This window comes from Bradyrhizobium campsiandrae (assembly GCF_014529705.1).
GTDB lineage: Bacteria > Pseudomonadota > Alphaproteobacteria > Rhizobiales > Xanthobacteraceae > Bradyrhizobium > Bradyrhizobium campsiandrae.
On record NZ_JAANIH010000004.1, the window covers coordinates 142,077 to 154,790 of the forward strand.

The 12,714-nt window shown below is 65.1% G+C and carries 11 protein-coding genes; 8 read left to right on the plus strand and 3 right to left on the minus strand.

The window, feature by feature from the left end; all coding sequences use genetic code 11:
- Positions 1-150 precede the first annotated feature (150 nt).
- Genes G8O24_RS04590 through G8O24_RS04605 form a run of 4 tightly spaced genes read left to right on the plus strand, consistent with a single transcriptional unit; the run spans position 151 to position 2,270 of the window.
- A complete protein-coding gene (locus G8O24_RS04590; protein ID WP_188096889.1) occupies positions 151-921 on the plus strand; it encodes an EAL domain-containing protein in 771 nt (256 codons plus the stop codon).
- 43 nt (positions 922-964) lie between these two features.
- Positions 965-1,150 carry a hypothetical protein gene (locus tag G8O24_RS04595; protein WP_188096891.1) on the plus strand — a complete coding sequence of 62 codons (186 nt, stop codon included), beginning with the start codon at positions 965-967 and terminating at the stop codon, positions 1,148-1,150.
- 57 nt (positions 1,151-1,207) lie between these two features.
- Positions 1,208-1,477 carry a hypothetical protein gene (locus G8O24_RS04600; RefSeq protein WP_188096894.1) on the plus strand — a complete coding sequence of 90 codons (270 nt, stop codon included), beginning with the start codon at positions 1,208-1,210 and terminating at the stop codon, positions 1,475-1,477.
- A gap of 34 nt (positions 1,478-1,511) precedes the next feature.
- Positions 1,512-2,270, plus strand: a complete 759-nt coding sequence (locus G8O24_RS04605; protein ID WP_188096896.1) for a sulfite exporter TauE/SafE family protein — start codon at positions 1,512-1,514, stop codon at positions 2,268-2,270.
- Positions 2,271-2,343: 73 nt separating this feature from the next.
- Here G8O24_RS04605 and G8O24_RS04610 read toward each other — a convergent pair whose 3' ends face one another.
- The 3 genes from G8O24_RS04610 to G8O24_RS04620 are packed head-to-tail and all read right to left on the minus strand — an operon-like array spanning position 2,344 to position 8,414.
- Positions 2,344-3,906 (minus strand): efflux transporter outer membrane subunit, encoded by a 1,563-nt coding sequence (locus G8O24_RS04610; RefSeq protein WP_244645734.1) that lies wholly within the window; start codon positions 3,904-3,906, stop codon positions 2,344-2,346.
- A gap of 10 nt (positions 3,907-3,916) precedes the next feature.
- Complete coding sequence (locus G8O24_RS04615) at positions 3,917-7,168, minus strand: efflux RND transporter permease subunit (protein WP_188096899.1); 3,252 nt, start codon at positions 7,166-7,168, stop codon at positions 3,917-3,919.
- A 46-nt stretch (positions 7,169-7,214) separates the two neighbouring features.
- A complete protein-coding gene (locus G8O24_RS04620; protein WP_244645735.1) occupies positions 7,215-8,414 on the minus strand; it encodes an efflux RND transporter periplasmic adaptor subunit in 1,200 nt (399 codons plus the stop codon).
- A gap of 263 nt (positions 8,415-8,677) precedes the next feature.
- Between G8O24_RS04620 and G8O24_RS04625 the strand changes: the two genes are divergently transcribed.
- The 4 genes from G8O24_RS04625 (at position 8,678) to G8O24_RS04640 (ending at position 12,649) form a co-directional block, all read left to right on the plus strand.
- A complete protein-coding gene (locus G8O24_RS04625; protein ID WP_188096901.1) occupies positions 8,678-9,352 on the plus strand; it encodes a response regulator transcription factor in 675 nt (224 codons plus the stop codon).
- 1 nt (position 9,353) lies between these two features.
- Complete coding sequence (locus G8O24_RS04630; RefSeq protein WP_188096903.1) at positions 9,354-10,706, plus strand: sensor histidine kinase; 1,353 nt, start codon at positions 9,354-9,356, stop codon at positions 10,704-10,706.
- A 151-nt stretch (positions 10,707-10,857) separates the two neighbouring features.
- Positions 10,858-11,487 carry a PEP-CTERM sorting domain-containing protein gene (locus G8O24_RS04635; protein ID WP_188096905.1) on the plus strand — a complete coding sequence of 210 codons (630 nt, stop codon included), beginning with the start codon at positions 10,858-10,860 and terminating at the stop codon, positions 11,485-11,487.
- A gap of 70 nt (positions 11,488-11,557) precedes the next feature.
- Positions 11,558-12,649, plus strand: a complete 1,092-nt coding sequence (locus G8O24_RS04640; RefSeq protein ID WP_188096907.1) for a phospholipase C/P1 nuclease family protein — start codon at positions 11,558-11,560, stop codon at positions 12,647-12,649.
- Positions 12,650-12,714 lie beyond the last annotated feature (65 nt).

The following is a 12,714-nucleotide window of genomic DNA, read 5'->3' on the forward strand; positions in this document are numbered from 1 at the left end:
TTTCAACACGACATATTTGAATACACCGGTCGTAGTCCCGGGAATTTTCGACCCCGTGCGGATACGGCCCTGGGCCGCGACAGCTCTAGTGCTTCTCGCTTCGTTAAGACGTGGGGCGGTAGGCTTTCGAGATATCGGTCGGAGGACGGGATGACTGTGAAATGCGCAGGCTGCGCCGACGGGATGGAACTGCCGTTCGAATTCAAGATGGCGTTCCAGCCGATCGTCGATGTCGCGGAGCATCGCATCTGGGGCTATGAGGCGCTGGTGCGTGGTCCCAACGGCGAAGGCGCGCATAGCGTGCTCAGTCAGTTGACGGACGCTCAGCTCTATCGTTTCGACCAGGCTGCTCGCGTGATGGCGATCGAAACGGCAGGCAAGCTGTTCGACGACCACACGGCGCGGCTCTCGATCAATTTCATGCCGAATGCGGTGTACGAACCGAGGGCGTGCATCCAGAAGTCGCTCGAAGCGGCGCGCCGGGCGAGCTTTCCGGCGCAAAATCTCATGTTCGAATTCACCGAGAATGAACGCATGAGCGATCCGGCGCATGTGGAGAACATCGTTCGCTCGTACAAGGCGCTCGGCTTCTGGACTGCCTTGGACGACTTCGGAGCCGGATATGCCGGCCTCAATTTGCTCGCGCGCCTGCAGCCCAATCTGATCAAGATCGACATGGAGCTCTTGCGCGACATCCATCTCAGTCATGCCAAGCAGGCCATTGTCGCAGGGGTCGCCTCGATCGCGCGCGAGCTGGATATCACCGTCCTGGCCGAGGGGGTCGAAAGCGAGGCCGAACTCACGGCGTTGCGGGCAGCCGGTATCGTCCTGTTTCAGGGTTATCACTTCGCCAAACCCGGCTTGATGTCGCTGCCGGCGGTCCGCGGCATTCAGGCGGGCGCCACGGCCTTGGCCAGCTAGCGCAGCGACGGCGTTTGCCTCCGCGGTCGGGGCCGGCCTATCCGTGAGCGCGCACTCCCGCCAGACCGGCGTCTTGCGTTCGGCCAGCCGGCTGCCGCCGAGCGCCATGAACAAGGCGGCGATGTCGGCCTTGATCGCGGCCTGGACGGAGCGGGCGAACAGCCGATCGGTCGCGCGACGGGCTTCGCTTCGCCGCATCGTCGATCGCCGCGAACGGCTTCTGCCATGAGCTGATCTGATCACCCAAAGGCGAGCCGCTGCCCTCAAAGCGGATCGCCGGCGTGAATTGCTCGATTTTGACGCGCCCGTGAGCAGGATGCGCGCGGGGAATTGCACCGAGATCAATGTTGCTATTGTACCGATCAATATATCGGATCATATTCCGGGCAATCGTCGAATTGCACCGGGCCGTCCCGGGACGTACGGAGCCATGACCATGCACCTCAGTTATTTCGACCTGTTTCTCGCCTTCATCGGATTGTCGTTTGGCGTGCCTTCGGCGCTGCCCCGCGTGTTTTTCCGGATCGATGACACGCCGCGCCGGAAAGCTTCATAAAGGAGCGGATTGTGAGGTGATCGCGGAGACGCACATGGATCTGACGGTCACCACCATCCTCATTGCCTTCGCCGGCGTGTTCCTGATCTGCTTCATGAAGGGCGCCTTCGGCGGCGGCTTCTCCATCGTCGGCATTCCGCTGCTGTCCTTGGTGATGGACCCGGTGACCGCCGGCGGCCTGCTCGCGCCGCTGTTCATCGCGATGGACCTGTTCGCGCTGCGCTACTGGAAGCCGTCGACCTGGTCCAAGCCCGACCTCGTGCTGCTATTGCCCGGGCTCGTGATCGGCATCGGTGTGGGCTATCTGCTGTTTCGCGTGCTGGACCACCGCGCCGTCGCCATCGTGATGGCAGTCGTGACGTTGATCTTCGTCGGCCTGTGGTTCTCTGGCGATCCCAAGGTGATCATTCGCCCGCGTTCGACGCCGAAAGCGGTCGCTGCCGGTCTCGCCTCGGGTATCACGACCATGGTCGCGCATTCCGGCGGACCGCCGCTGGCGATGTATCTGCTCCCCCTTGGCCTCACCAAGGAGGTCTATGCGGGAACGACGAGCCTGTTCTTCACGGTCGGCAATGCCACCAAGGCGGTGCCCTGGCTGCTGCTGACGAGGCCATCAGGCAACGAATGGATTGTGATGGCGATTTGTCTCCTCGCCATTCCCGCCGGTGTCTGGCTCGGCTGGCGCCTGCACGGGCGGCTCGACCAGCAGCAGATCTTTCGCGCCTGCTACGGCCTGCTGGTGGTGACCGCGCTCAAGCTGCTATGGGATGGGGTGTCCGGCTATTTCGCGTGAACGCCACTGCGCGACCGGCTTGCAGTTGGATCTACATGCATCTGGTCTGTAGCGCCCGAAGGTCCGCAACGTCTTACTGCGATAGCGACGTGGCCTCGCTCACCTTGATCGCAGCCGCATGCGGATCGGCGAATATACACTCCCGCCAGACCGGCGTCGTGCATTGTGCCGGCCAGCTGCCGCCGAGCGCCATGAACAAGGCGGCGGTGTCGGACAGGCGGGTGGCTTCGGCCTGGACGCGGGTGATGGCGGCGTTGAAATAGGCCTGCTGTGCGTTCAGCACCGTCACTTGCGTGATCTGGCCGAGCACGAGCTGCTTCTGCACGATGTCCAGGCTCGCCTTCGCCGCGGTCTCGGCCTTGATCGCGGCCTGGACGGAGCGGGCATCGGCCTGCAGGGAGCGGAGCGCGTCGGAGACGTTCTGCAGCGCCGTGATGACGGCGGATCGATATTGCGCCTCGGCCTGGTCGAGCGCGGCTTCCGCGGCCTTCTGCCTGTGATACAGCGTGAGACCGTCGAACAGCGGCTGCGTCGCGCTCGCGGCGACCGTGTAGAACAGAGTGCCTTGCGTGAACAGCTGCGCGGCCTTGAACGCGCTGCTGCCGGGATTGCCCGACAGCGTCAGGTTCGGCAGCCGCGCCGCGATGGCAACGCCGATTTGAGCGCTGGCCGAATGCAAATTGGCCTCGGCGGCGCGCACGTCCGGGCGCAGCGCGACCAGCGTGCTCGGCAGGCTCACCGGCAGATTGGCGGGCAAGGCGAGGTGGCGGAGATCAAATTTTTGCAACACCTCGTCGGCGGAGAATTGCCCGGCGAGCGCGGTGAGGAGATCGCGCTGCACGGCGAGCTGCTTTTGCAATGGCGGCAGCGTCTGCTCGGCCTGGGCGAGCGCCGTCTCCTGCGTCAGCACGTCGACCTGGGCGGCCTGGCCCGCCTCGAACTGGGTCTTGAGAATGCCGAGAATGTCGCGCTCGATCTTGACGATGCGTTCGGTTGCGGCGATCTGGCCGCGCAGCGAGGCTTCCTGGATGGCGGCGGTGACGACGTTGGCGGTGAGGGTGACGTAGGCGGCCTCGAGCTGGTATTGCGCCTGCTCGGTCTGGGCATCGAGGCTCTCGACCGCGCGCATGTTCTGGCCCCAGATGTCGGGGGTGAAGCTGATGTTGAGCTGCGCGGTGTGCAGCGTGTAGCGGTTCTGCGGCGAGCTCACCGGATCGGACGTCGCATTGTTGGACGTCTGCTGGTCGGACGGCGTGTAGTTCACGCCGAGTTGCGGAAAGAACAGGCCGCGCTGCGCCAGCGCGTTGAAATTGGCGACCCGGATCGCGGCCTCCGCCTGCTGCAGCGACGGATTGCGCTCGACCGAGAGGCGGATCAGTTCGTTCAGCGGCTGTGAGCGGAACGCCGCCCACCACCGCGCCGGGATGTCGGCCCCGCCGAGGAATTGCTGCCGCGGCACGCGCGGACCTTCGATCGCGACGCCGGGCGAGGCGAGCGGCTCCGGCGTGTAGCGGGAGACGTCGGGCGCCGGCGGCGTTTCGAAGTTCGGGCCGACCGCGCAGCTCGCGAGCAGCAGGCTCGCGGCGCTGGCGAGCAGTGATTTGCGGGCCCCTCGATTGATCATCACGCAACGCATCGCAACCATCCTAATGGGCCGCTTCGGGCGGCGAGGCGGCCGCGCTGTCCTCGTGTGACGGCGCTCTCTCCCGTGACAGAAAGACCTTGCGCAGGGCCGGTGCGACCACGAGCAGCAGCAGTGGACCGATGAACATGCCGCCGACCACGACGGTTGCGAGCGGCCGCTGCACCTGGCTGCCGATGCCGTGGGACAGCGCCGCGGGAAACAGGCCGACGCCGGCGGACAGCGCGGTCATCAGCATCGGCCGCATGCGCTGCTCGGCGCCGTGGAACACCGCCTCCGCGATGCTCATGCCGGAGGCACGCAGCTCGCGGAAATAGGTGATGTTGAGAATGCCGTCCATGACGGCGACGCCGAACAGCGAGATGAAGCCGATCGCGGCCGAGATGCTGAAATCGAGGTCGGCGAGATAGAGCGCGATCAGCCCGCCGCCGACCGCGAAGGGAATGCCGGCGAGCGCGAGCAGGCTGTCGCGCACCGAATTGAACAGGCTGTAGAGCAGCACGAAGATCAGCAGCAGCGTTACCGGCACCACGACCATCAGCCGCGCCTTCGCCGCCTCCAGATTGTCGAACTCGCCGGACCAGACGATGCGGTAGCCGGGCGGAAGCTGCACCTTCTCGGCGACGCGGGCTTGCGCCTCCGCCACGGTGCCGCCGAGATCGCGGCCGCGCACGCTGAACTTGATCGGGATGTAGCGCTGGCTGCGTTCGCGGTAGATGAACAGCGCGCCGGTGTCGAGCGTGATGTCGGCGAGCTCGCTCAAGGGGATGTAGGCGTTGATCCCCGACGGCGTCGCATAGGCGACCTTGAGATCGCGCACCGCGTCGATGCTCTCGCGGAACTTCGGATCGAGCCGAACGGCGACGGAAAAACTACGATCGCCCTCCAGAACGTTGGTGGCGATGGTGCCGCCGAGCGCGGCCTGCACCACCGCAGTGATGTCGCCGGTGTTGAGGCCGTAGCGCGCAGCCTTCTCCCTGACGATCTTGATGTCGAGGTTGGGCTGGCCGACCAGGTGGAAGACGCCGAGATCGGCGACGCCGCGCACCTCGCGCATCACGTCCATGATCCTGGTCGCGGTCTGCTCCAGCACGTCGAGATTGGGCCCGATCACCTTGACCGAATTGGCGCCCTTCACGCCCGACAGCGCTTCCTCAATGTTGTCCTGGATGTATTGGGAGAAGTTGAAGGTGACGCCGGGCAGCTCCTCGTCGAACTCCTTCTGCAATGCCTCGGTCAGCTTCTCCTTGGTCAGGCCCTTTGGCCATTCATCGAACGGCTTGATCGGCGCGAACAGCTCGACGTTGGAGAAGGGCGAGGCGTCGCTGCCATTGTCGGGACGGCCGTGCTGCGAGACCACGGTGATGATCTCGGGGTGGCGGAGCAGGATCTCGCGCATCTTGCGCGTCGCCTCGGTGCCGGCCTCGAGCGAGATCGTCGGCGGCATCGCCGCGCGAATCCAGAAATTGCCTTCCTCCAGCGCCGGCAGGAATTCGCTGCCGAGCCGGCTTGCGGCCAGCGTCGAGAGGGCGAGGAAGATGCCGCCGGCGACGAGCGCAAGCTTCACGCGGCCGAGCGCCCAGCGCAGCACCGGCGTGTAGGCCCGGCGCAGGGCGCGGACGATGGCGGTCTCGGTCTCCTCGATATGCTCAGGCAGCAGCAGGGAGGCGAGCACCGGTGTCACCGTGAAGGTCGCCAGCAGTGCGCCGGCGAGCGCATAGCCATAGGTGCGGGCCATCGGGCCGAAGATCTGCCCTTCGACGCCCTGCATCGTGAACAGCGGCACGAAGGCGGTCACCGTGATGGCGGCGGTGAAAAACACGGCCTTGTCGACCTCGAGCGCGCTGACAAAGATCATCCGAAGACGCGCGGTCCAGCGCGCGGCCGACGGCTGGCCGTGGGTGGGGGCGGTCGGGTCAGTGCCCCAATAGCCCTCGGCGAGATTCTGCAGGACGCGCGCCCGGCTGTCGGCGCTCGATTGGAAGTTTCGAAAAATGTTCTCCATCATGATCACGGCGGAATCGACGATGATGCCGAAATCGACCGCGCCGAGCGACAGCAGGTTGGCGTCCTCGCCCTGCAGCACCAGGATGATGATGGCGAAGAACAGCGCGAAGGGAATGTTGGCGGAGACGATCAGCGCGCTGCGCAGGTCGCCGAGAAACACCCACTGGATCACGAACACCAAGAGACAGCCGAACACGAGATTGTGCAGCACGGTATGCGTGGTGACGCCGACCAGCGAGGAGCGGTCGTAATAGGGCACGACCTTGACGCCCGGCGGCAGCGTGCCGTCGCTGTTGATCCTGGCGACCTCCTCCTCGACCTTGGGAATGATCTCGTTGGTGTGCTGGGTGCGACCCATCACGACGATGGCGGCGGCGATGTCGTCCTGCTTATCCTTGCCGGCGATGCCGAGCCGCGGCACGAAGCCGACCGAGACCTTGGCGACGTCCTTGATCTGGATCGGCAGCCCGTTCGACTGGGTCAGCACGATGTTCTCGATGTCGCTGACCTTGTAGCCCTTGGTGACGTCGTCGGCGCCGCCGGAATCGATCAGGCCGATGCCGCGGATGTTGACCGATTGCTGGCCGATCGAGATCTCGCGGCCGCCGACATTGACATTGGCGTTGCCGAGCGCGGTGACGAGCTGCGGCACGGTGACGTTGTAGACTTCGAGCTTCTGCAGGTCGGCATCGACCTTGAACTGTTTCGTGGTGCCGCCCCAGGAATTGATCTGCACCACGCCCGGCAGCGTCATCAGGCGGCGGGCGACGACGTAGTCCTGCAGCGTGCGGAGGTTGGTGAGCCCGAAATTCGGCGGGCCGACCAGCTGGTAGCGGTAGATCTCGCCGACCAGGCTCGACTGCTGGATCGTCGGGACCTGGTTGCCCGGCAGGGTGATGTTCTGCTGGATGCTGTTGGCCGCCTGCGTCAGCGCGAAATAATAGTCGATGCCGTAGCGGAAGGTGACGCGGACGAAGGAGAGGCCATAGAACGAGGTCGAGCGGATATTGACCACGCCCGGCGTCGGGTAGAGCCCGACCTCCATCGGGATGGTGTAGTACTTCTCCATCTCTTCCGCCGACAGCCCAGGCGCCTGCGCGGTGATCTCCAGGATCACGGGCGCCGGATTGGGATAAGCCTCGATGTTCAGCTTGCCGAAGGCGGCAAGGCCCGCCGCGCAGAACACGACGAGGCCGAGCACGATGATCGCGCTGCGGGTCAGGCCGAAGGTGAGGATGCTCTTGACCACGATCTCTTGACTCAGGGCCGGCGCGCCGGATCACGTGACGCCACGGTCAGCCCGTGACCGCAGTGGCGAATTTGTTCGAGAGGAAGATCGCACCGCTCGCGGCCACGAGCTCGCCCGGCGCAAGCCCGTCGAGGATCTGGTACCAGCCGTCCTGCGCAATGCCGACCGAGACGCTGCGCCGCGCGAAGCGGTGGCGGTCGGCCGTCACCCACACCGTCATGCTGCCGTCGCCCTCGCGCACCACGGCATCGACGGGAACGGCGACCGACTGTTTGGGTCCTCCGGTCTCGATCGCGAAGCCGGCGAGCATGCCGGCGCGCAGCTTGTGCGCGGGATCGTCGATCACCGAACGCACCAGCTGGCGGTGCGTGGTGGAATCGATGTTCAGGCCCAGCGTCGTGACGTGGCCGCGAAAGACCTCGCCGGGATAAGCGGGGACGCTGACGGCGACGGATTGGCCGAGGTGGTAGGCCGGTGCGTCGGTCTCGACCACGTTGGCGACCATCCACATGGTCGAGAGGTCCGCGAGCGAGTAGGGCGCCGGCGCATTGCCGGGCTGCACATAGAGGCCGGGCGCGGCGTTGCGCGTGACGATCTGGCCCGAGATCGGGCTCGGCACGATCAGGATGGAATCGACCTTGCGATCGGCGACGATGCGGTCGATCTCCTCGTCGGTCTTGCCGAAGATGCGCACGGCGTTGCGCGCGGCCTTGTAATTGCCCTCCGCGGTCTGCTGGTCGGACGTAGCCTGATCGACGTCCTTCTGCGCGCCGCCGCCGGTCTTCAGCAACTGCCTGACGCGCGTCAGCGTGCGGCTTTGCAGCTCCAGCACGCCTGCACTCGCCAGCAGCGTGGATTCGGCCTGGAGCAGGTCCGGGCTGTCGATGGTGAACAGCGTCGCGCCCTTGGTGACCGTGTCCCCGACGTTGAAGAACGTGTCGACGATCTTGCCGGGGTTGGGAGTGAACACCTGCACCAGCATGTTCTGGTTGAAGTCGATCGAGCCGACCGCCTGCTTGACGATGCGGAAGGCGCGCGCCTCGGCCGGCTGGATCTTGAGCGCGCCGGCCTGCTTGTCCGTCATGGTGATGGTCTGCTGCGCGATATCGACATCGCCCACCGCCGCCGGCTGCTCCGCCTTGGCGGAGCGTACCTCGCCGGTATGCGTCAGGAGCCAGGCACCGCCGGCAATCATTGCGGCGGCGATGCTGGCCGTCATGCCGGCAAGCTTGATGCGAAATGCCATCACTGTTGCTGCCCTGATCTGATCGTGTCGAATAGGCATGCGCGTGATCTTGCGGTCGCCGAGCGCCGTGGGGCGGTGCGATGGTCGCGCGAAGACGGAATGCTGTTACCAGCCCTCGCTGACGCTCACCTTACGGGTCGGCCGGCGCGCGTTAACCTCGCAAGTGCCATTTTTCGCTGGCCCAATCGGCCGAATGGTGGGAGAGATCGGCAATCACGGCGCGTGCCGTGAGATTCGGAAATGACGTAAGTCAGGTTGATGCAATGCGCCTTCTGATCGTCGAGGACAATGCCGAGCTGTCGCGGCTCGTCGCCAACGGCCTGGCGGCGGCCGGCTATGAGAGCGACATCGTCAGCACCGCGGGCGAGGCGCGCGAGGCGGTGCACAATGTCAGCTATGCCGCCATGATCCTCGACCTCGGCCTGCCCGACGGCGACGGCCTGTCGGTGCTGCGCGAGCTGCGGCGGCAGATGGAGCCGCTGCCGGTGCTGGTGCTGACCGCGCGGGGCGGGGTGCAGGATCGCGTCAGCGGCCTGCGCAGCGGCGCCGACGATTACCTCGCAAAGCCGTTCGCGACGGAGGAGCTGGTGGCCCGGCTGGAGGCGATCCTGCGCCGCCCCGGCCAGCTGCTCGGCCGTTCGCTGCGGCTCGCCAATCTCGTCTACGACACCGAGAGCCGCCAGATCTTCGTCGACGACAAGCCGCGGATCATATCCTCGCGCGAGACCTCGGTGCTGGAGATCCTGCTGCGGCGGCAGGGTCGCGTGGTGCCGAAGAAGAACGTCGAAGATCACATCTTCGGGCTGGAGGGCGAGGTCGCCTCCAATGCGGTCGAGGTCTACGTCTCCCGGCTGCGCAAGCAGCTCGCCGAGCACGGCGCCAAGGTGGTGATTCACACCATCCGCGGCGTCGGCTACATGATGGCCGAGGAGAAATAGCGTGGCCGGGCTCGGATCCCAGGCCGGATCCAAAGTCCGGTCGCCCTCGTTCAAATCGCTGATCTCGCGCATCGTGTTCCTGCACATCATCGCGGTCGCGGTGGTTGCGATCTTCCTGCCGCTGGTCCTGTTCTGGCTGTTGAGCTCCGAGATCGACCAGCTGCACCGGGCCGCGATGCGGGCCCAGGCCGAGACGCTGGCCGAGCGCATCGCAGTCCAGCCGGACGGCAAGGTGACGTTCAATCTGCCCGACAGCCTTCGCGGCCTCTATTCGGAGGCCTATGGCCGCTACCAGTACGACATTCGCAATGAAGACGGGCGCCTGCTGTTCTCGTCGCACAAGAAGACCGGCGGCGTTGAATCGCAGTCGATTTCCGGGGCCGACGTGACCCAGACGATCGGCGACACCACCTTTCGCATTCAAGTCGCCGAAGACCTGTCGCACCGCGACGTCATCACCGACGACATCGTCTCCAATTTCTTCCGCCGCGTCGGGTGGATCACCATTCCCATTCTGCTGGTGCTGCTCGCCATCGACATCATCATCTTCCGCCGCGCGATCGCACCGTTGTGGAAGGCCTCGGAGAAGGCGAGCAATATCGGCCCTGCTCGCACCGACATTCGCCTGCCGACGGAGCAGATCCCGCGCGAGATCGTGCCGCTCGTCACCGCCGTCAACCAGGCGCTGGATCGTCTCGAGGACGGCTTTCGCGTGCAACGCCAGTTTACCGCCGATGCCGCGCATCAGCTGCGCACGCCGCTGGCGATCCTGCGCACGCGGGTCGAGACGCTCGGTGACAATGCGGTACGGCAGGCGCTGCATGACGACATCGAGGGCATGAGCCGGATCGTCGCCCAGCTGCTGGAGATCGCCGAGCTCGACACGCTGGTGCTCGATCCCGGCGAGACCGCCGATCTGCGCGCCGTCTGCGTCGAGGTGGTCGGTTCGATCGCGCCGCTCGCAATCGCGCAGCACAAGGACATCGCGCTCAAGGGCGCCGATGCGCCGGTGATGATCCACGGCAATTTCGAGATGCTCCAGCGCGCGATCTTCAACCTCGCCGAAAACGCCATCAAGTTCACCGCCAAGGACACTTCCGTCGATGTCGAGGTTGGCGAGGATGGTTCGGTGCGCGTGCGCGATTGCGGTCCCGGCGTGACCGAGGCCGAACGCGAGCTGATCTTCCAGCGCTTCTGGCGCCGCGACCGCCAGCGCAGCGACGGCGCGGGCCTTGGCCTTTCGATCGTGCGCGGCGTCGCCGACGATCACGACGCCACCGTTGCGGTCGACAATCTGCCCGGCGGCGGCGCCGAGTTCACGCTGCGATTCAGGCTGGCGGAAGCGGAGGCCTGAGCCTGATCGCGGAGACGACGCCTGGAAACACCGGGCGCGTGAGGCTCTCACATTTCAAGCGATAATCCCGTCTTCACATGGTTAACATAATTTGATGTTACTTATAACATGCAACTTGTGATGTTCCCTGTTGGTGATTGGGAGAAGTTTGTTGACCGCCAGAAACCGTCTTTTCTGTGCAATGGCCTGCGCGTTGATCGCTGGCTCAGCCTTGTTGCCGTCCTCGGCCCGTGCCGCGCTCTATGATTTCGAGAACCAGAGCATCGGTACCGAGACGCCATTTACGCTGGTCTCCGCGGGGCTGTCGGCGACCTTCGCCGGTCCAGCCGGGGTCGACCCGGGCGCCTTCGGGATTTCGTCCAACTTCCTGACTCCGACCGGCTTTCAGTATCGCCTGATGAATGGCGATTTCCTGACGATCGGCTCGGCCTTCGGCGCCGCCGGCAGCGCGCTGACCATCGTGTTCAGCGCACCGGTCACGGCCTTCAGCCTCGACTTTGGTCTCGACGATCCGAGCCATGCGACGACTTTGGCATTCCTGACCAATGCGTCCGGCAGCGGCAGCGCCGACGGCTCCCTCACGAGCGGCTATCGTTATCCGGAAGGCACCTTGTCCTACGCGGGCGGGCCGTTCACGACGATCACGCTTCAATCGAATGCCATCGACTTCCAGATCGACAACCTCCGGGTCACTCCGGCGGTGCCGGAGCCCGAAAGCGTCGTGCTGTTCGCGGTCGGTCTTGCCGGTCTGGTGCTGAGGCGGCGTCAGGCCAAGGCCTGACGCCTCTCGTCCTTCCGCAAAACCTCCTTTGTCTCTCATCGAGATCCTCTGGGATCCGAAAGGATAGCGCATGTCCAAACGTCACCCCCGAGTCACGCCTTGGCTGGCCAGCGCGGCCGGCATCGTCATGGTGCTCGCCCCGCAGAACGCGTGGAGCTGGGGCCACACCGGCCACGTCGGCATCAGCCAGATCGCGATGCAGGCGCTGCCGCCCGAAATTCCGGCTTTCGTCCGTAGCGCGCAGGCGATCGCGCAGGTCGGGGAACTCGGGGCCGAGGCCGACATCTCCAAGACGACCGGCCTCTTGACCTCAGCCACCGGCAACATCACGACGACGCGCACCGTGCACGACTCCGAGCGCGACCCCGGGCACTTCATCGACCTCGATGACAACGGCGTCGTCATCGGCGGCGTGATCCCGATCAGCCAATTACCGGCGACCCGCCAGGATTTCGACACCCAGCAGCGCAGTGCGACCAATCCTGCTGGTCAGACCCAATATGGCGGTTATCTGCCCTACGCCATTCTCGACGGCTTTCAGCAGCTCCGCAAGGATTTCGCCATCTGGCGCGCGCTCAGCGTGGGCCTGATGACGGCGACAACCGATGCCGACCGGGCCTATTTCCGTTTCCAGCTGCAACTGCGTCAGGAGTTGATCATCCGCGATATCGGTTACTGGAGTCATTTCGTCGCCGATGCGAGCCAGCCGATGCATGTCTCGATCCATTTTAACGGCTGGGGCAACTATCCCAACCCGAACGGTTATACGACGGCCGCGATCCACGCGCCGTTCGAGGGCGCATTCGTCCGCAACAACATCAACTTCATCGCCGTCGCCGGCCAGATGCGTCCCTACACCAACCGCGGCGTCGCGACCATGGAGCAGCGCGTTCCGTTGTATCTGGAAGAAACGCTGGCTCAGGTGGCCTCAGTCTACCAGGCGGCCAAGGACTCCAATAACGACAATTACAAATCGGCCCAGCCGGCGGAGATCGCGATCGTCACGAAACAGCTCGCCGCTGGCGCTTCCGAATTGCGCGACGAGATCGTCGACGCCTGGCGGCAGAGCGCGTCGGTCACGGTCGGATTTCCGCTGGTGCGCGTGAGTGACATCGAATCGGGCCTGGTCAAGGTGACGCCCCTGACGCTCGGTTCGGACTGAGGCAGGTCTCGATGCTGACACCCCGGCGCGCGCTGGGCTCGCGCGCCGGGGATGTCCATTCGCTC

Bases quoted from the DNA above. Each gene is read 5' to 3' on its own strand.
- G8O24_RS04590 (WP_188096889.1), top strand. From the start codon at position 151: ATGACTGTGAAATGCGCAGGCTGCGCCGACGGGATGGAACTGCCGTTC.
- G8O24_RS04605 (WP_188096896.1), top strand. From the start codon at position 1,512: ATGGATCTGACGGTCACCACCATCCTCATTGCCTTCGCCGGCGTGTTC.
- G8O24_RS04610 (WP_244645734.1), bottom strand. From the start codon at position 3,906: ATGCGTTGCGTGATGATCAATCGAGGGGCCCGCAAATCACTGCTCGCC.
- G8O24_RS04620 (WP_244645735.1), bottom strand. From the start codon at position 8,414: ATGGCATTTCGCATCAAGCTTGCCGGCATGACGGCCAGCATCGCCGCC.
- G8O24_RS04625 (WP_188096901.1), top strand. From the start codon at position 8,678: ATGCGCCTTCTGATCGTCGAGGACAATGCCGAGCTGTCGCGGCTCGTC.
- G8O24_RS04640 (WP_188096907.1), top strand. From the start codon at position 11,558: ATGTCCAAACGTCACCCCCGAGTCACGCCTTGGCTGGCCAGCGCGGCC.